Source organism: Aureimonas psammosilenae (assembly GCF_009176975.1).
Lineage (GTDB): Bacteria > Pseudomonadota > Alphaproteobacteria > Rhizobiales > Rhizobiaceae > Plantimonas > Plantimonas psammosilenae.
Map to the genome: position 1 here is coordinate 133,423 of NZ_WEZG01000010.1, position 18,636 is coordinate 152,058.

Genomic DNA, 18,636 nt, shown 5'->3' on the forward strand with positions numbered 1-18,636 from the left:
ATCGGTTTTGGTAGGAGGGCCGGCCGAAAGCGGAACGTCGACTTCTTGGCATCTCATGCGAAAAAGCTGCCATTCAACTATCCACCTCGGGCTCGCACACTTATGCAGGGGATGGTGCGAGAAGCCGTTGGAACCAGCGCCTGCAGCGAAGTGGAACGAGACATCATGACAACGGGATTTGACCAAGCGGGTGAGAACCCGAACTCGCACGCCTTCCCGTATCGAGCTGGACGTTGAACGCGCTGGGACAGCATGTCGAGCATGAGACCCTCAACGCTCTAGGCTGGAGCACATTCTTCGCTGAGCAGATCACGCCGGACGATGCGGGTCTCGAGCCAGCTCGAATCGCTCGGGTTCACCGCTCGCGCCTGACCGCACTGTCCGAGCGCGGGATTGTCGAGCCAGTGCTTGGGCCAAACGTCGAGACCAGCCATTTCGCGGTGGGCGACTTCGTTCTCATCGATCCCGTGACGGCGCATCTCCATCGGCGTCTCGAACGACGGTCCGTGATCGAGCGTCGCGTTTCTGGCGGCAGCGTCCCGCAGTTCGGCGGAGCCAACATCGACACGCTCTTCATCGTGACGTCGTGCAACCTGGACTTCAATCCGGCCCGGTTGGAGCGGTATCTGGCATGGGCCAATCAAGCCGGGATCGAGCCGGTGATCGTGTTGACCAAAGCCGATTTGGCGGAAGATCTTTCGTTCTACGAGGACGGGGCACGGGCACTGCAACGCGAGCTCGATGTTGTTGCGGTCCATCCCAAGGCGGCACAGACCGTCGCCACATTCACGCGGTGGTGCGGAAGCGGGCAGACGATCGCGCTGGTGGGCTCTTCGGGCGTCGGCAAATCGACTCTAGTAAACACGCTAGTCGGCGCAACTGAGGAGCCGCCACAGGAAACAGGTTCCATCCGAGAACAGGATGCCAAGGGGCGTCACACCACGACGGCCCGCTCGCTTCACCCCATCCGGGGTGGAGGCTGGGTGATTGACACGCCGGGCATCCGCAGCTTGCAGGTCAGCGACCTCGCGGACGGGTTGGACGTTCTGTTCGCCGAGATCACAGAACTCGCGGCGCGCTGCCGCTTTCGCGACTGTACCCACGCGCATGAGCCCGGTTGCGCGGTGCTGGCGGCTGTGACAGAGGGCACCATCAATCCTCAGCGGCTGGAGCGCTGGCGTCTTCTCCAGAACGAGAATGCAGAGAGCGACCGGACGAAGCCTCGAGGCGCAGGCGGTCAGGCCGGCAGAGGCCGCGGCAAGCAACGCTGACAACCCTTCCAAGACAGTCGGTCCCGCAGGCTACCAAATGGAGAAGGCGTACGCGAATGTGCTCCTGGCGCCGGCCCAAGGGACCGTAACGTTTCAGAAGGCGACGAGTTTACGCCGGGCGGGGTCCCACAATGCTAGTCCAATGCACTGAAGGCTCTCGCGGATCGTCAAACGCGACAGGGCTCCCAACGCTGGTTCGTCGTCGAGGCACGACTGCAGGCGGTAGTTTGGGATCCGAGGGTTCAGATGGTGGATGTGATGAAGCCCGATATTACCGGTGAACCACTGCAGGACCTTCGGCATCACGTAGTAGGAGCTACCGCTGAGCGCCGCGCGCTGCAGGGTCCAATCCTCCGATGTTTCCCAATGCGTGTCCTCGAACTGGTGCTGCACGAAGAAGAGCCAGCCGCCGACCCAAGATGCGACGAAGGCCGTCGGTAGCACCCCAAGAGCTACTACGGCACCGCCCAGAGCAGCGGCCAAACCACTGTAGATGAGCAAGAGGGCGAGGTTCAGCCCCATGATGCTGCGCCAAGCATCTTGAACTGGAAGCGCCTGCCCGAAGGGCGAGCGCTGCAACAGGATGAAGTAGAGCGGCGGCCCGAGCACATGGAGAAACAGCGGGTGGCGATAGATGCGGTAACGCAGCTTCGCACCGCCCGGCAGCGCCGCGTATTCGTCGACCGTCAAAGTGTCGACGTCGCCAATCCCGCGCCGTCCAAGATCACCCGCCGTTGTATGATGCACGGCATGTGAGCGGCTCCAATAGCCGAAGGGCGTCAGAGTGAAGACGCTGAGGAGGCGCCCGACGAGACGGTTAATTTGTTTGGATGAGAAAAATGAGTTGTGGCCGCAGTCATGCTGAATGCCGAATAAACGCACCAGAAGTCCACCGGCCGGAAGAAACAGCATGAGAAGCGCATAGACCCCCGACGTCGCTCCATACAGCATCAGTCCCGCCGCGAGAAGGAACAGGCCGAGCGTGGTACTGAGCTGAAACCAAGCTGTACGGTCGTCAGCATCACGGTACCGAAGGCAGTGACGCGATAGGCGTCGAATTTCGGCCTCGCCGAGGCTCAAAGGCGAGCGCTGGAAGCTGCGTCCATGCGCGACATGTGGAAATGACAATCGATAAACCCAAGGTGAGACCCTGAAGGCGACCGGGTCCGGCCCCTCGTCGCATGGCTATGGGAGGCAAGCAATTAACGAGATTGCGAGCCATGTCGCGATGTTGAGCTCAAACAGGATAGGCCGACCGTAACCGAAGGGGCGAGGTTCTTTGAAGTTGCACCCTGGAAAGGCGGTCTGTAGAGCGGCACGCATGCACACTGTCACATATGCGATCGGGGACATTCACGGCCGCCTCGATCTCATGGAAAATCTCCTCGGCAAGGTCGAGAGTGACGCCGAGATCCGTGGCGCACGTGCCAAGATCATCTTCACCGGCGATTACGTCGACCGCGGCGCAGACTCTCGCGGGGTTACCGAACGCCTGATGGCAGGTCCGAAACGTTCACAGGACGAATTCGTCTGCTTGCGGGGAAATCACGACGATCTGTTCGTCCGAGCTGTCACGTCGGGCGAAGGGCTGCCGGAATGGGCATGGCTTCTTTACTGGCACACCATCATCAGCTATGGGCTCGATCGTGAGACAGCTCGCAGTTTGGATCCGACGCTCAATCGCCATGCGGAATTCCTCGCAGCCCTACCCTTAACGCACGATGACGGTACGCATCTTTTTGTGCATGCAGGTATCAGGCCGGGAGTAGCGCTTGAACTGCAAGCCGAACAGGATTTGCTCTGGATCCGGCATGAGTTCCTCGACCACGACGGACTATTGCCGCGTCGGGTGGTGCACGGTCACACGATCATCGGCGATTTGCCGGTTTTCACCGCGAACCGCATCTCCATCGACACCGGCGCCTTCCAATCAGGTATTCTGACGGCTGCGGTCATTGATGGCCCTGATGTCAGCTTCCTGCAAGCAGTCGGCACGCCGGACCGCAGCGCAGTCGTGAGGGAGTTCGAGCTGCGAGCAATCGTGCACGGTCGCGAGGTGTCATCAACTGCACGGAAGGCACAGTCCGATTACCTGGAGGGTCGGATTGACCTTTTGGAACTACAGCAACTCAGCGGCGAGTGAATCGAGAACGGCTATAGGCGAACGGAGAACTCAGGCCGGAGCGTGGCCTTGGCTCCTAGCGCCATTCGATGGCGAGTTCAGAGTTCACCGAACTCGAGCCATTCAACGAGCTGGTATGTTTCTACATCAGCGTTCGGCCGGGAGCTGTCCGGCAGCTATGAGGCAGTCGAGCCTAGAGGCGGCCATCCCGCGAACAACGGAGGCTATGTGGAAACGCTAGGCTACCTTTTTAACACTGGAGGGCTGGGATGGACCGTTTCGTCAAAGGGTGCGAGCGACACCAGCCCCTTCTTTCGGCGGATTGCGTCGAGGATTACGTCGGCGCGGAGAACCCGGTCCGGCTGATGGACGTGTTCGTCGATGAACTGGACCTCAGAGCCAGACCGATTCATTGTCAATCCGATCCACCAGATGCTGGGACTGAACACCTAAGCAGATTACCCCATCCACCAGCCGCCGTCGACGTTCAGCATCTGGCCGGTGACGAAGCCAGATTCGGCCGCGATCAGGAACAGCAAGGCGTTCGCCATGTCGTCGGGCATTCCCCGGCGCTTCACCGCCTGGCGCTCCAGGACGTAGCGCTGGTAGCTTTCGGGATCGGGGTGAATCGCCTCGGCGTCGGTCGGAAAGGCGCCAGGGGCGATAGCGTTTACGGTGACGCCATAGGGGCCGAACTCGCGCGCCCAGGCGCGCGTCAGGCCGAGAAGGGCGCCCTTGGATTGGACATAAGGCGACAGCAGCGCCCAGCCGCCGGAGAGCGTTACGCTCGCGACATTGACAATGCGCCCGAACTCGCGCGCCCGCATATGCGAAAGCGCCGCCTGGACGCAGACGATTCCCGCATCGACGTTGACGCGCTGGACGTGCTGAATCTCCTCTATCGTGTAGTCCTCGAAGGGTTTCGAGGGATAGATCGCGGCGTTGTTGATCACCGTATCGAAGCCGCCGGTCTCGGCCGAGGAGTTGTCAAGGCCCGTGCGAAGCGTCGCGAGGTCGGAAAGGTCTAGGGCGGTGGGGACGAGCCGCGCGCCGAGCCCGGCCATATCCGCGGCCGCGCGGAGGGCGTCGAGCTTGGCGGGATCGTTGTCGACGGCGACCACCCGCGCGCCCTCGCGCAAGAAGGCCAGCACCGTCGGCCGGCCGAGCCCGCCGGCGGCGCCCGTGAAGAGGATACAGCGCCCCGCGAGGCGATCCAAGGCCGCGCTCATGCCGACCCCCTTAGCAGACGGTGGTGACTGGTCGGCTCGGGATAATCCTCGTCCGGCTGCGGTCCCGCTGTGCGGATGCGCGACTCGCAGGCGGCGATCTCCTCTTCCCCGTCGAGGATGCGGAAAATAGTGTCGTAGGCCCGCGCCTCGCCGTGGCCGAGGCGGATCGCCTCGTCGCGCTCGAGCGCCGCGTTGTTGCCAAGGACGTGGTGCGTCGAGGGCTCGATGCCGAGCGCATACTGGCCGGCTTGGAAATTCTGCCACTCGTATTGGCAGGGGAATTGGTCTTTGCGTGTTTCCACTTCGAAGCCGAGGCCGAGCGTGTCGTTGACCAGGGCGGCGGAGACGACGCCGTCCGCTCCAGCGGCCATCTCGTGCTGCCAGACCTGCTCGTGGAACCGCTCCTGCGGTGCCGGCATCGTCCGGTAGCCGGCGCCCTGGCGCCGGTAAGCCTCGCCTGCATGTGCTGCCCAGACGGTCTCGACGACGGGCGCAAGGTAGCGCGCGCCCTCGGCAAGCACTGGATAGCCTAGATTGATGTGGTAGCAGTACATGTGCGGCGTCTCGTAGAAGCCGTGATTTACGACCCGGTCGTGGAGGTGGATCTCGTCCGTACCGACGACCGCCTCGATGCGGCGCACGAGATGCAGGTCCTCGCCGAAGACGGCGGCCTGTTGCACGATCCCCTCCGCCCAAAGGATGCAGGTGTCGCCCTCCCAGCGCTCGCCATAGCCCGTCAGCCGAGCGGGAATGGTGCCGACGCGCCCGTGCAGGGAATGGCTCGCCGTCCGGCGCGGACCGTAGTTGTAGGCCTGCGCCGGTACTTCGTTCATGAACAGGATGTGGTCGAGCCCGCAGGTGACGAGGAGGCCGGAAAAGGAGCGCAGCCATGCAAGGCCCCCTTCGCCCTCGTAGTCGTGAAGGCCGGGATGGCGGAAGCCGGCCGGCGAATGCCAGCCGATTGCCCGGCCCTTGTGCTCGCAATCGGCGATGTCCATCGCCCGGTCGACGAGGACGGTAAAGCGCAAACCCGTGCCGGTGCGGAACTCCAGCATGCGGATGCCCCGTTCCAGCCCGTCTCCGAGCGTCATCATGCGCACGCCGGCGAACTGCGAAAGCGCGCCGGCATGGGCCGCCACGTCGCGGCGCGACATCTGGCGGCCGAAGAGCTTCACCATTCCAGCCCGCTCCCGTTTCAAACGCCGAGGGCGCGCAGCTTGCCGTCGAGGAAGCGCTTGGCGCGCGGCACGTCGTCCTCCGACAGGTGCTCGATGATGATGGGGATGTTCGGGTGCTTCTCCGAGAGGCGCTTCAGGTAGAGGTCGTAGTTCAACGAGCCGAGGCCGGGGGCGGGGAGCTCGATCTCGCCGACGCCGCGAAAGGTGTGGCTTTCCAGCGCGTCCGCGTCGCCGATATCGGCGTGCTTCTCGGACTTGTCGTCACCCGAGCGCTTGACGTCCTTGGCATGGGCGATGCGGATCTTGTCCGACAGCGTGTCGAAGACCTGGTTGAGGATCTTGTCCATCGCATCTATGTTGTGGGTCTCGAAGTAGTTTGTCGGATCCATCAGGAGGCCAAGGCCGGGATGGTCGACGGCCGCGAACATGCGCACCGTTTCCTCCACCGAGCCGACGACGTTGTTGACATAGGTCTCGAGCAGAAACACCGCGCCGTGGTCGTAGGCGGTCTGGGCGAGGTCGCGGATGACCGCCGCGCAGGTCTCGAAGCCTTCCTCCGTCTTGTTCTTCGGGTCGTGCACCCAGTCGGACTCGGTGTTGTAGGTGCCGGTCTCGGAGATGACGTAGGGACTGCCGAAGTGGCGCGCGTTGCGGATGATCTCCTTCAGATAGCCGACGCGCTTCTCGCGCTCGCTTGCGTCCGGATGGATGATGTTGGTGTAGCCGGAAATGCAGGACACCGGCAGGTCGTGGTCGCGGAAGGTCTCGCGCACCTGGCGAGCCTTTTCCATCGTGATCTGCCCGGCGGAAAGGTCGACGTCCTTGAAGTGGAGGTCGAGTTGCACCGTGTTGAAGCCGAGGGCGCGGATCTTTTGCGCCGTTTCCTGAAGGCCATAGGGGAAGTAGCCGCTGAAGATACCGGTCTGCATCATGGTGGTTGTTCCTCCCAAGAACTGTTTCAGACGATGATTTCGGACAGTGCGACGGCGCGGCGCTCACGGATCGAGCGGTAGCCCGCCTCGACGAGGGCCATCGTGCGCACGTTGTCGGCGACGGAAAGGGCGGGTGGCTCGCCGGAAGCAAGCGCGTATTGCAGCTGTTCCATCACCCCGATGAAGGCGTGCGGGAACCAGTGCGTGTCCCAGGCCGGCGTCACCCAGCGCCCGTCGGTCGTGCGCTTGGAAGCGTAGGTGAGCGTCGAGGGCTTGCCGTCCGGCCAGCCGATCGTGCCTTGCGCGACGCCGTCCGTCCCTTCGACGCGCCACTTGATGTAGATGTCGGATTCGAAGCCCTCCTCGCGCGGGCCCGACCAGACGTCCTCCATCGACACCGCAAGGACGCCGGAGAGGAAGCGCAGTGTCGAGACGACGATGCCGTCCTCGTGCGGGAAGCGCGTCCGCGGGTCCTGCCGCGCGGCGGTGAAGATGCTGTCCGGCTCGCCGAACAGGAAGCGCAGCGCGTCGAGATGGTGGACGCTCATATTGGCGAGCGTCAGCCGGTCGTAGTCTTCCAAGAACCCCTGCCAGTGCGGGATCGCGCGCATCTCGATCGTGGCGATCACGGTGTCGCCGAGTTCGCCGCGATCGAGGATCTCCTTCAGAACGCGCACCGACTGGTCGTAGCGCATGTTCTGGTTGACGGAGAGGATCTTCCCGGCCGCCTGCGCCTCGTCGCGCAGCGCCTTCGCCTCCTCCAGCGACAGGGCGAGCGGCTTCTGGGCAAGGATGCCCCGGATGTGCGGCTGCCTGAGCGCATGGCGAATCAGCGCCGGCTGGCGGTCGGGCGGGAATGCGAGGTCGACGATCTCGATCGAGGCATCCTCGATCAGAGCCTCCGGCGTGTCGTGGACGACCGGGATCTTCCAGCGCGCGGCGACCGCCTCGGCCTTGCCGCGCGTTCGCGAGGCGATGGCGCCGACGCGGAAGCCCGCGAGATCGTAGGCGGCGAGATGGCATTCCGCCATGATCATGCCGGCCCCGACGCAGCCGATGGTGAAGCCGCGCTCGCGCACCGTGACGTCGGGCGAGAAGCCCAGTGCGTCGGTCATGCATCCCCTCCCAAGGATATCGCGCGGCCTCCACCGCACGGACCAGATTGATGCGAAATGATGTCATCAAGTCAATATAAAAACGTCATTGCGATGCATAATACCATCATCGATGGTCCCCATGCTTCAAAACCTTGCGTGGACGCGAGATCTCGCGCTTGCAATAACGGGATGTTCGAGACGGCAGAAGATGATGGATATTGATGTGTTCTGAGGGGTAGACGCGGCGGGGCCGGCTGCGGCATCCTCCTTTGGCGGCGCGTTTCGTCCGCGCCGCCAACAGGCTCGTCCCGATGTTCATGATCTCCCGCCGCCCTGCCGCCACACTCGCCGACGTCGCGCGGGATGCCGGCGTGTCGGCGGCGACGGTGGACCGGGTCATCAATGGGCGAGCAGGCGTCAAGGCACGCACGCGCGAGCACGTGCTCGGCGTTGCGCGACATCTCGGCTACGTGTCCGACGAGGGGCCGACCGCCGGCCGCGAAGGCGCCGCACGTCTGCCGCTCGACTTCGTGCTGCCGAGCGGCAGCAACAGCTTCATCGCCAATCTGGCCGACGCGCTCGCCGCTACCCGGCGGCCGGAGGCGGAGGTGCGTGTCCATCAGATGGAAGGCTTCGACCCGCAGGCGCTCAGCGCGCATCTGGAAGGCCTGGCGGAAACGAGCCGCGGCGTCGGCCTCGTCGGGCTCGACCATCCGGCCGTGCGCGAGGCGGTGCGCATGCTGGAGGCGGCGGGCGTGCCCGTGGTGACGCTCGTTTCCGACATCAGCCATGCCCCGCGCGCCGGCTATGTCGGCATCGACAACCGCGCGGCCGGGCGTCTCGCCGGCTACCTCCTCGGCCGCCTTCACGGGCAGCGTCCGGCAAGGATCGCGCTCTTTGCCGGATCCTTCGCCTATCGCGGGCACGAGGAGCGCGAGATGGGCTTTCGCCACATCCTCGCCGAAGAATTTCCGGATTTCGAGATCGTCGCGCGCGCCGAGAGCCGCGACGACTGGGAGCGGTCCTATGCGGAGGCGACGCGCATCCTCAAGGAAACGCCCGATCTTGCCGGCATCTACAATATCGGCGCCGGCAACCGCGGCATCGCGCGGGCGCTGGAGGAGGCGGGCCGCGCGCGCTCCGTCCTTTTCGTCGGGCACGAAGTGACGGCGTTCTCGCGCCGCTTCCTCCTGTCGGGCACCATGGACGTCGCCATCGACCAGAATCCGCGCGTTGAGGCGCGCGAAGCGGTGGAACGGCTCATCCTGGCGGCCGGTGGGCAGCGGCAGTTCGCGAGCTTCCTCGTGCGTATGCAGGCGGTGTTTAAGGAGAACATCCCCGAAGGCTGAGGGCGCAAAGGGATGCGACGGCGCTTCGCGGAGAGCGACGCTCCACGGAGCGCGAAGGGGTGCAGGGCCGCAAGGCGGGGAGGATGGTATTGGATCTTTATCTGGCGGTCGGTTCGGTGAACCGGGAAGCACCCTATTTCCAGAGCGCGCGGGGCGAGGGGCTGACGATTTTCGCGCTCGACGAGGAGAGCTTGACGGTGACGCGCGTCGCCGGCACCTCGACGATCGACAACCCGACCTTCCTCAGCGTCGACGCGCAAGGCACGATCTACGCCAATTCCGAGGTGTTCGGCTGGCACGAGGGGACAGTCAGCGCCTATCGCTTCGACGGGCAGGCATTGTTCTATCTCAACAAGCAGCCGACGCTGGGCAGCATCGCCGCCCACAACACCATCAGCCGGGACGGGCGCTTCCTTCTCGTGGCGAACTACGCGATGGGCGAAGGCGGCCCGGACAAGTCGCTCGCCGTTCTTCCCGTTCTCGATGAAGGCGGTCTCGGCGCGCCGGTCGCGAGCGTCGCCCATCCCGGTGCCGCGGGCCGCGTACCCGACCGGCAGGAGCGCTCGCACGCCCATTGCGTGATCGAGACGCCGGAAGGCGGGGCGGTGCTCGTCGCCGATCTCGGCCTCGACACCGTGCTCCTTTACCGCCTTGGCGCCGAGGGCGCGCTGTCGCTGGCCGGGTCCGTGGAACTGCCGCCCGGCGCCGGGCCGCGCCATATCGCCCAGTCGCGCGACGGACGTTTCGCCTATGTCACCAACGAACTCGACTCCACCGTCTCCGTGATCGAGCGGCAGGGCGAGGCGCTCACCCTCGTCCAGACAGTGCCGGCCGTGCCGTTGGGGATCGAGAGCCACGGCGCGGATATCCATCTCGCGCCGGACGGGCGCTTCCTCTACACGTCCAATCGCGGGCACGACAGCCTCGCCGTCTTCGTGGTGGATGCCGAGACCGGGCGCTTGGAGCCGCGTGGGCAGGTGCCCTCCGGCGGCCGGACGCCGCGCAACTTCGCCCTCTCGCCGGACGGACGCCTCGTTCTTATGGCCAACCAGAACAGCGACGAGATCGCGATCTTCCGCCGCGACGAGGTGGCGGGGACCTTGCGCGACAGCGGCCGGCGCATCGCGATCGGCAGTCCGGTCTGCGTGCGCCCCTTCCGCCTGTGAGCGAGGCAGCGTCGCCTTCCGTTCGCAAGGCGCGGCGCAAGGGCTCGGCCGTCACCATGGCCGAGGTCGCCGCCGCCGCCGGCGTTTCCATGCAGACGGTCTCGCGGGCGCTGCGGGCGCCGGGGACGGTGACGGCGGAAACGCGCCAAGCGATCGAGGCGGCGATCGAGAAGACGCACTATGTCCAGAATCTGGCGGCGAGCCATCTCGCTTCCGCGCGCAGCAACACGGTCGCCGCGATCATCCCGACGCTTTCCGCGTCGGTCTTCGCCGAAACGATCCAGCACTTCTCGCAGGTGCTGAACGCCGCGAACTACCAGATCTTCCTCGGCAACACCGACTACCGGCCGGACCGGGAGGAGGCGGTGGTGCGCAGCCTCCTCGGGCGCCGGCCGGACGGGGTTTTCGTGATCGGCACGCAGCACACGCGCGCCTGCACCGGACTGCTCCGCCGCGCCGGCATCCCTGTTGTCGAGGGCTGGGACCAGACGCGCCGGCCAATCGACGGGCTCGTCGGCTTCTCCAACGAGGCGGCGATCGCGGCGATGGCCAAGCATCTGGCGGATACGGGCCGGCGGCGCATCGTCTTTGCGGGAGTCCTGCGCCGGGGCGACGCGCGCGCGGCCGAGCGGCGGGATGGGTTCCTGGCCGCGATGGCAACGCTGTTTCCCGGCGAGGCTCCGCGTCTTTGCATCGCCGCCGACCTGCCGCTGGCGATGGAATCCGGCGCGTGCCTTCTGGAGCGTGTCCGGGCCGAGCACGTGGACGCCGACGCCGTGATGTTCTCGAGCGACGTCATCGCTGCCGGCGCGCTCCTCGCCGCCGGGCGGCAGGGGATCGCGGTGCCGGGCGAGATCGCGATCACCGGCTTCGGCGACTTTGAGCTCGCCCGCCACCTCAACCCGGCGCTGACGACGGTCGCCGTCCCCGCCGCGACCATCGGGCGCGAGGCCGGGCGCCTCCTCCTCGAAGGCATGAGCGGGCGCCCGCTAGCCGACAAGCGCATCGATGTCGGCTTCCGCCTCATGATTCGGGACAGCGCTTAAACGTCCGGCTGGTGCGGGAAGTCCGTCATCACCGCGCAGCCCGTCGCAGTGACATGCAGCATGTGCTCCAGCCGCACGCCGCCAATTGCGGGATCGAAGGCCTGTGGCTCGACCATCAGCACCATGCCTTCGCGCAAGGCAGCGCGCTCGTGCCCGACGAGGCGCGGCCATTCGTGGACGCCGCTGCCGATCGAATGGCCGGAATGGTGGGCGTAGCCGTAGCCGTGCCGCGCGACATGGGCCTGCAGGAGGGCGTCGAGATCGCCGGCGACGAGGCCTGGGCGAAGGGTCGCGATGGCGAGGTCCAGCGCCGTCTTCGCCGCATCGAAGAGCCTGCGGAAGGCCGGCGACGCGCCGCCGAGCATTGCGGACGCGCAACTGTCGCCCCAGGTGCCTGCGACGCGCGGGGCAAGATCGCAGATGATCGGATCTCCCATTGCCAGCCGCCGGTTGCCCGGCCAGCCCATGAAGGCCGAAGTGCGCTCGGTCCCCGAGACGAGGTCGCCGGTGACGGGCAGGCGCGCGCCGGCCCGCGTTTCCATTGCGAGGCGGATGTCGGCGAAGATTTCCAGCTCGCTCCGGCCCGCGCGCGCGGCGGCGAGGAAGGCGCGCTGGCCGGCGGAGGCGGTGAGCGCTGCTTCGCGAAGCGCCATGATCTCCGCCGCCGTCTTCACGGCGCGCGCCTCGCGCAGATGCGGGTCGATCGGGATCGGCTCCTGCAATCCGAGGAGGTCGCGAAGGGCGAAGGGGAAGCTTTCCTCCACCGCGATCCGGCCGCCGAAGCCCATGTCCCGCGCGAGTGTCGAGGTTGCCGCGCGGTAGTTGGCCGGGATATCGGCGGGCGCCATGTGGGAGAATCCGACATAAGAGACGACGCGCGCGGCCCAGCTTGGCGTTCCGGCTTCGAGGTTGGTGACGAGGAGGCCGCAGGCCCCGTCGGCACCGACCATCGCGACGGCCGGGCCGCCGGAAAAGGGCGAGGGGCCGGCTTCAATCGGAACGACGTGGCCGGTGGCGTAGGCGACCGCGTCCGGGCTCGTCAGGACCGCCCAGTCTGCCCCGGCGGCCCGGACCGCGGCGGCGGTTCGCTGGAGGCGCTCGTCCATGGGTCGGCTTCCTTCAGATCAGGTTGCGGATGTGCTGGTCGCGGCCGTAGACGGCGACGAGCCCGAGGATCAGGAGGCCGAGCGCGGCCTGGACGTTCGCTTCCGACAGGCCGAGGCCGATGAGGATGGTGCGCAATTCCACCAGCACCACGGCGCCCGCGACCGTGCCGACATAGCCACCGCGTCCGCCGACAAGCGCCGTGCCGCCGATCACGACGGCCGAGACTGTCTGGAACAAGTAGGGCGCACCGACGCCAGCGCTGGAGGAACCGGTGAAGCCGAGAAGGAGGATCCCGGCCAACGCCGCGAAGACCGCGCTGAGGGCGAAGGTCGTTGCCCAGGTTGCAACCGGGCGCACCAGCGCAAGCTCTGCAGCCTTGGGGTTCGAGCCGAGGGCGAAGAGCTTGCGCCCGTAGATCGTGCGCCGGAGCGTGAAGAGCGTGGCGAGCGCGAGAAGTGCTGTGAAGGGCACGAGCGGTGGAAAGGGCAGCGGGCCGACCGAGCCGCCGAGCGAGACGAACCCGTTCACGAAGGGCGGGGCCGAGCCGGTCGGCAGGCCGCGCGTCCAGATCTGCACCAGCGCCTGCACCATCGTGCCGATCCCGAGCGTCACGATCAGCGGATGGATCGAGAGCGCAGCGGACAGCGTGCCGGAGACCGCGCCGATCAGGCCGGCGCAGCCGATCACGATCGCGAAGGCGAGCGGGGCCGGTATGCCTTCGCCGTAGAGGCTCGCGAAGACGACGTTGGCGAAGCCGATCACGAAGGGGATCGAGAGGTCGATGCCGCCGAGAATCATCACCAGCGTCTGGCCGAGCGCGGCGATGGCCAGCAATGCTGCGAGGATCAGGGTGGCGCGCACGGAAAAGAGGCTGGCGAAGCCCGGAATCATCACCGCTCCAGCCGCGAAGACGAGAACGGCGCCCGCGACCGCGACCAGCGCGCGGTTGCCGGTGAGCGAGGAGGCGGTCATGCCGCAGCCCTCCGCCGGGCGAGGCGCCGTTTCAGCTTTTCCGAGTTCAGGCAGACGGCAAGGACGAGCACGGCGCCGTAGGTCATCTGCAGCACGAAGGTCGAGACGTTGAAGCTCGTCAGAACGCTCTGGAGCAGGAAGATGTCGGCCGCGCCGAGAAAGGCGGCGACCAGTCCGCCGACGCCGCCGGCAAGGCCGACGCCGCCGAGCGCCGCCGCCGCGATCGCGATCAGCGTGTAGCCCGGCCCGATATTGGGATCGCCCGAGCCGATGAGGGCCGTCAGCGACAGGGCGGCGAGGCCGGCAAAGAGGCCGGCGAGGAGATAGGCCGTAAAGCGTACGCGCGGCACGTCGATCCCGGCCGTGTAGGCCGCGCGGTCGTCGCTGCCTGTCGCCATCAGGAGGTCGTGGAAGGGAAGGCGGCGAAGGACGAGCCAGAGAAGCACCGCCGCCCCGACCGGAAGGACCGACAAGGGCCCGGCGAGCGCGCGCAGCCAGTCCGGCACGCTGCCGGCGGGCGAGGGGAGGACCGTGAGGGCGAGGCCGGAATAAACGAGATAGGTGCCGAGCGTCGCGACGATCGGCTGGATGCGCAGGATCGCGGCGAGGAAGCCGTTCAGTGCGCCGGAAAGGAGGCCGAGAAGGAGCGCGGCCGGCACGATCGCGAGCGGCGACTGAAGGCCGGCCCCGAGGATCAGCCCCTTGACGATCAGGACGTTGACGAGCCCGATCAGCGGACCGACCGAGACGTCGATCGAGCCTCGGCCCGCAAGGAAGGGCAGCGTCACGGCGAGTGAGGTGAGGAGAAGCGGCGCGGCGAGACCAAGGACGGAGCCCCAGTTCGACGGCGCGAAGCGCGCGGGGTTCAGCACGGCGTTCGCGACGAGGAGGAGGACGAAGAGGAGGGCGGCGAGGCGCGTGTCCTCGCGACCGCGAAACAGGCGCGACAGGCTCACGGCGTGGGGCTCCCTTGCGCAAACATCGCGGCGATGACGCCGTTCATGGTCATGTCCTTCTTCTCGATCACGGCGGTCTCGGAAAAATCGTGGAAGATCCGGACGCGGTCGCAGACCTGCAGAATCTCTTCGATCTCGGTGGAAAGCACCACGAGGGCGATGTTCTTCTCGCGTGCCAGATCGCGGAAGGCGGCATAGAATTTCAGCCGCGTCGCGAGGTCGACGCCGCGCGTCGGGTCGTTGAGGAGCATCACGCGCGGCTCGAGCGCCAGGAGCCGGGCGAGCAGCACCTTCTGCTGGTTGCCGCCCGAAAGCGCCGAAATCGGCGCGCCGGGGCCGGGATGGCGAATGGAGAGGAATTCGGTGTAGCGCGCGAGCGCTTCGCGCTGGCGCTTGCGGTCGAGGATCCCGGCGATCGAGAAGCGCCGCATGGAGGGCAGGCCGAAGTTGTCCAGCACCGGGAGGACGGGGAAGATGCCCGTCGCCCGCCGGTCGCGCGGAAGATAAACGACGCCGTGGCGGGCGGCGGCATGATGGTCGGCATAGGCGGCCAAGCCCCGGTCGGCGTTCTGGACCGCGATGCGCCCGCCGCCCGTCTTGCGAAGCCCGGCGAGCGTCAGGAGGAACTCCTCCTGCCCATGCCCTTCGAGCCCGGCGAAGCCGACGATCTCGCCGGCCAGAAGGGCGCCGGAGAGCGGGGCGCGACCGGGCGCGAGGACGACGTTCTCGTAGACAAGCACTTCGCGCGCGTCAGGCGACATGAAGACGGGCCTCCGGGGCCATGAGGTCGAGGAGGCGCCGGCTCGTCACCTCGCCCCGCGCCAGTGTCTCGACCAGCCGGCCGCTGCGCAGGACGGTGACGCGGTCCGACAGGCGCTTCACCTCCTCCATCCGGTGCGAGATGAAGATCACGAGAGCGCCATGCCTCGCATAGTCCTCCACCACTTCGAAGACGCGATCGCGGTCGGCGTAGTCGAGCGCGGCCGTCGCCTCGTCGAGAAGAAGGATCGAGGGCAGGCGGGCGAGGGCGCGGGCGATCACGACGATCTGCTGGGAGGCGAGCGGCAGCGTGCCGGCCAGAGCATCGGGATCGATGGGGAAGCGGGCGAGAAGGCCGAGAAGGGCTCGCGCCGCCTCCCACGCCTCGGCTCGGGCGAGCGTGCGGCGCAAGAAGCCGTCGGTGCCGAGGAAGACGTTGTCGGCGACGGACCGGTGCGGGGCGATCAGCACCTCCTGGAACACGGTCGAGAGGCCACGGTCGCGCATTTCGCGCGGCGAGCCGGCGGTGAATTCCCGCCCGCCCAGGAGAAGGCGACCCTCGCTGGGGTCGACGACGCCGGACAGGATCTTCAGCATGGTGCTCTTGCCCGAGCCGTTCTCGCCGAGGATCGTGTGGATGCCGGGCGTGAAGGTCAGCGAGGCACCGGCAAGGGCAACGGTCTCGCCGTAGCGCTTAGCGATGCCGTCGAGCGCGAGCGTTTCGACGGGCGGGGCCGGGCGGACCCGGCCGCGCGCGGCCGCCGCCATCGTCTGGTGGACGCGCGAGGTCGCCCGGTCGGTCTGCGTCGGCTCGGGCATTTCAGGCTTTCCGGGACGAGAGCGAGGGCACGCCCCCGGTGGTCCTCACTGTGGGCAGGACGCAGGGACCTTGGCGAAGTCGTAGGCCGGAGTCGCCTTGCCGCCCTCGAAATAACCGTTCATCAGCTCTTCCGGAAACGGATCGGAGGGCGGGATCGGGAAGATCGCGGCCGAGTCCGGCTTCATGCAGTCCTTGTACCAAGTGGGTAGATCGGCCTCGGTCACCTTCGGCATCGGCGCGATCAGCGTGTTGACGAGGGGCTTCTGCCCGTCGAGGAGCCGCAGGGCGACGCGGAAAGCGTTCTGCGCGGCGACATGCGGCGAGACCTCGCCGCCGGTGAACTTGAACGTGTCCTTGTTCTCGTTCCAGTAGCCGAGAGCGTCGCCGGAGATGGAGGCCGCGATCAGCGGCAGCGGGCGGCCGGCCTGGCCGAAGGCTTCCGCGATGAAGCGCGCCTCGCTGCCCGTCGACCAGACGGCGTCGATCGGCTGCGGCGTCGTCGCGAGCGCCTGAAGAACGGCGGACTTGGTGGTGGAGCCGGTCCACTCGCCGCTGACCTTGCGCGCGATCGTAAGGTTGCCGGCCTCCGCCACAGCCTTGTCCAGCCCGGCATTTTCCTGCTGCACCAGCGGATGACCCGAAATGCCCTCGACCTGAAGGATCGCGCCCCCGTTCGGCAGGGCGGCGGCGATTCCCTTGCCCATGTCGTAGCCCCAGAGGTTCTGGTTGTGCATGACGTTGACGGCGGCCGGCGTCATCACCGCGCCGGCGCTGGTGACGACGGGGATACCGGCCTTGTAGGCGTCCTCGATCACTGCGTTCAGCGCCGTCGGGGAACCCGCGATCGTCGTGATCACGGAGCAGCCCTGCTCGACAAAGGCGCGGATCTGCGAGATCTGCTGCGTGGCGTCTCCGTTGGAATCGGAGACCACGAACTCCGATACGTCGCCCGACGCCTTGGCAGCGTCGACGAGGCGGGAAAGCTCGGCGTTGAAGGTCACGCGCCACGGATTGCCCATGTAGGATTCCGAATGGCACCAGCGCCAGGGTTTCGGCGGCGCCTTGAAGTCCGCGTATTGCGACGGCCCGACCTCGACGGCGTCGGTGTAGAGCGCCTGAAGCTCCGCCGGCAGCTTGCCGAGTGCGCCGGAGCGGTCCTGCGCGAGGACCTGCGCCGTCGACAGGACCAGCATGGAGACGGTCAGGCCCATGGCCGCGTGCAGCGTCCGCATCGTGTCTTCCTCCCCCGAGGAGAACGGCCTCCCGCCGTTCTTCATTCATGAAATGATTATTCACATACTGCAACGGCGTCAACGACGAAGTGAGCGCTCACCTTTCTTCCGCGCCGCCGGAAATGTTAGCGCTCACTCTAGACAAGACGCAAATCTCGTCTACCCTCGATGCCGCTTCACGCTTCCGCACCAGGAAAAGGACACGTATGGGAATTCTTTCGGGCTACCGCGTCCTCGACTGCTCGATCGCCATGGCCGGCCCCTTCGCGGCGCAGCGCCTCGGCGATCTGGGCGCCGACGTCGTCAAGGTCGAGCCGCTTGCCGGCGAGTGGCAGCGCCATGTCGCGGCGGGCGGGGCGGAGGGCAACAAGGTCAACGTTTCCTTTCTGTCGCTGAACCGCAACAAGCGCTCCCTCGCCGTCGACCTCAAGTCGCTGGGCGGGCGCGAGGTGCTGCTCGATCTCGTGCGGAGCGCCGACGTCTTCCTGCAGAACTACCGGCCGGGCGTCGCGAAACGCCTCGGCGTCGACTACGAAACGCTTTCCGCGATCAATCCGCGCCTCGTTTACGTTTCGATCTCCGGCTATGGCGAGGACGGTCCCTACGTGAACCGCCCGGGCCAGGACCTCGTGCTCCAGGGCATGTCCGGCGCGATGCTGTCGGCGGGCCGCGAGGGCGAGCCGCCGACAGCCGCCGGGCAGTATCTCGTCGACGCCGTCACCGCCTACAGCGCCTTCGAGGGCGCTCTCGCCGCGCTGCTCCACCGCGAAAGGACAGGCGAGGGCCAACTCGTGCAGGTCAACATGCTGGACGCGATCACGACGATCCAGATGCAGGAGCTTTCCGTCTTCACCGTCGGCGGCAAGCCGCAGCAGCGCTCGGCCGAGCCGCACGCCCACGTCTTCATCCGCGCGCCCTACGGCGCGTTCGCCACCAGCGACGGCTTCATCATCGTCGCCTTTCCGAAGCTGAAGACCCTCGGCGAGGTGATAGGCGAAGACAGCTTCCTCACCATGGCCGACGATGTTGATACCTGGACGCGCCGCGACGAGATCTTCGCCAGGACGCGCGAGAAGCTGAAGACCAAGACGTCGGAGGAATGGCTGGCGCTCATGCGCGCCGCCGACATCTGGTGCGGGCCGGTCTACGGCTATGGCGATCTCGTCGCCGACGAGCAGATCCGCCACAACGGCACCTTCGTGGAATACGACCATCCGACGGAAGGGCGCGTGAAGACGCCGGGCTTCCCGATCCGGTTCTCCAAGACCCCTTCCATCGTCGCTCGCGGCGCGCCTCTCACCGGCGAGCACACGCGGCAAGTGCTGGAGGAGGCGGGCTACGACGTGGCGCGCATCGCTGGACTCGCCGATGCCGGCGCCGTCTCGCTCGGGGAGGCTTGA

Annotated in this window: 17 protein-coding genes; 6 read left to right on the forward strand and 11 right to left on the reverse strand. The window is 66.7% G+C overall.

Annotation, left to right across the window (positions count from 1 at the left end; all coding sequences use genetic code 11):
• Positions 1–233: 233 nt before the first annotated feature.
• On the forward strand, positions 234–1,271 hold the full coding sequence (gene rsgA / locus F9929_RS17160; RefSeq protein ID WP_152047780.1) for a ribosome small subunit-dependent GTPase A: 1,038 nt from the start codon (positions 234–236) through the stop codon (positions 1,269–1,271).
• A 93-nt stretch (positions 1,272–1,364) separates the two neighbouring features.
• Here the strand turns inward: rsgA and F9929_RS17165 are convergent, their stop codons facing one another.
• The gene (locus tag F9929_RS17165; protein ID WP_235919377.1) at positions 1,365–2,351 is read right to left on the reverse strand and encodes a fatty acid desaturase; all 987 of its coding nucleotides are present in this window, start codon (positions 2,349–2,351) and stop codon (positions 1,365–1,367) included.
• 241 nt (positions 2,352–2,592) lie between these two features.
• Here F9929_RS17165 and F9929_RS17170 point away from each other — a divergent pair, with 241 nt between their 5' ends.
• Entirely contained in the window at positions 2,593–3,414 is an 822-nt protein-coding gene (locus F9929_RS17170) for a metallophosphoesterase family protein (protein WP_152047782.1), read from the forward strand.
• Between the two features lie 437 nt (positions 3,415–3,851).
• On the opposite strand, the gene F9929_RS17175 is transcribed toward F9929_RS17170, so the two are convergent.
• From F9929_RS17175 to F9929_RS17190, 4 genes are read right to left on the reverse strand one after another with little or no spacing between them, the layout of a single operon-like run.
• On the reverse strand, positions 3,852–4,622 hold the full coding sequence (locus F9929_RS17175; RefSeq protein ID WP_152047783.1) for an SDR family NAD(P)-dependent oxidoreductase: 771 nt from the start codon (positions 4,620–4,622) through the stop codon (positions 3,852–3,854).
• A complete protein-coding gene (locus F9929_RS17180; protein ID WP_152047784.1) occupies positions 4,619–5,800 on the reverse strand; it encodes an aldose 1-epimerase family protein in 1,182 nt (393 codons plus the stop codon). Before F9929_RS17180 ends, F9929_RS17175 begins: the two co-directional genes overlap by 4 nt.
• Positions 5,801–5,817: 17 nt before the next feature.
• Positions 5,818–6,732, reverse strand: coding sequence for a sugar phosphate isomerase/epimerase family protein (locus F9929_RS17185; protein WP_152047785.1), 915 nt, complete (start codon positions 6,730–6,732; stop codon positions 5,818–5,820).
• Between the two features lie 26 nt (positions 6,733–6,758).
• Positions 6,759–7,847 (reverse strand): Gfo/Idh/MocA family protein, encoded by a 1,089-nt coding sequence (locus F9929_RS17190; RefSeq protein WP_152047786.1) that lies wholly within the window; start codon positions 7,845–7,847, stop codon positions 6,759–6,761.
• A 299-nt stretch (positions 7,848–8,146) separates the two neighbouring features.
• Between F9929_RS17190 and F9929_RS17195 the strand changes: the two genes are divergently transcribed.
• The 3 genes from F9929_RS17195 to F9929_RS17205 all read left to right on the forward strand — a co-directional run bounded on the left by F9929_RS17195 (position 8,147) and on the right by F9929_RS17205 (position 11,390).
• Positions 8,147–9,178 (forward strand): LacI family DNA-binding transcriptional regulator, encoded by a 1,032-nt coding sequence (locus tag F9929_RS17195; protein ID WP_152047787.1) that lies wholly within the window; start codon positions 8,147–8,149, stop codon positions 9,176–9,178.
• An 83-nt stretch (positions 9,179–9,261) separates the two neighbouring features.
• Positions 9,262–10,344, forward strand: a complete 1,083-nt coding sequence (locus F9929_RS17200; protein ID WP_152047788.1) for a lactonase family protein — start codon at positions 9,262–9,264, stop codon at positions 10,342–10,344.
• Complete coding sequence (locus F9929_RS17205; RefSeq protein WP_235919378.1) at positions 10,341–11,390, forward strand: LacI family DNA-binding transcriptional regulator; 1,050 nt, start codon at positions 10,341–10,343, stop codon at positions 11,388–11,390. Before F9929_RS17200 ends, F9929_RS17205 begins: the two co-directional genes overlap by 4 nt.
• Here F9929_RS17205 and F9929_RS17210 read toward each other — a convergent pair.
• Genes F9929_RS17210 through F9929_RS17235 form a run of 6 tightly spaced genes read right to left on the reverse strand, consistent with a single transcriptional unit; the run spans position 11,387 to position 17,236 of the window.
• The gene (locus F9929_RS17210) at positions 11,387–12,496 is read right to left on the reverse strand and encodes a M24 family metallopeptidase (RefSeq protein ID WP_152047789.1); all 1,110 of its coding nucleotides are present in this window, start codon (positions 12,494–12,496) and stop codon (positions 11,387–11,389) included. The genes F9929_RS17205 and F9929_RS17210 overlap by 4 nt on opposite strands.
• Before the next feature lie 13 nt (positions 12,497–12,509).
• Positions 12,510–13,469, reverse strand: a complete 960-nt coding sequence (locus tag F9929_RS17215) for an ABC transporter permease (protein WP_152047790.1) — start codon at positions 13,467–13,469, stop codon at positions 12,510–12,512.
• Positions 13,466–14,425 (reverse strand): ABC transporter permease, encoded by a 960-nt coding sequence (locus F9929_RS17220; protein ID WP_152047791.1) that lies wholly within the window; start codon positions 14,423–14,425, stop codon positions 13,466–13,468. Before F9929_RS17220 ends, F9929_RS17215 begins: the two co-directional genes overlap by 4 nt.
• Complete coding sequence (locus F9929_RS17225) at positions 14,422–15,186, reverse strand: ATP-binding cassette domain-containing protein (RefSeq protein WP_152047792.1); 765 nt, start codon at positions 15,184–15,186, stop codon at positions 14,422–14,424. Before F9929_RS17225 ends, F9929_RS17220 begins: the two co-directional genes overlap by 4 nt.
• Positions 15,176–16,003 carry an ATP-binding cassette domain-containing protein gene (locus tag F9929_RS17230; RefSeq protein ID WP_152047793.1) on the reverse strand — a complete coding sequence of 276 codons (828 nt, stop codon included), beginning with the start codon at positions 16,001–16,003 and terminating at the stop codon, positions 15,176–15,178. Before F9929_RS17230 ends, F9929_RS17225 begins: the two co-directional genes overlap by 11 nt.
• A gap of 45 nt (positions 16,004–16,048) precedes the next feature.
• The gene (locus tag F9929_RS17235; protein WP_152047794.1) at positions 16,049–17,236 is read right to left on the reverse strand and encodes a substrate-binding domain-containing protein; all 1,188 of its coding nucleotides are present in this window, start codon (positions 17,234–17,236) and stop codon (positions 16,049–16,051) included.
• A gap of 206 nt (positions 17,237–17,442) precedes the next feature.
• On the opposite strand from F9929_RS17235, the gene F9929_RS17240 reads away from it, so the two are divergent.
• Complete coding sequence (locus F9929_RS17240) at positions 17,443–18,636, forward strand: CaiB/BaiF CoA transferase family protein (protein ID WP_152047795.1); 1,194 nt, start codon at positions 17,443–17,445, stop codon at positions 18,634–18,636.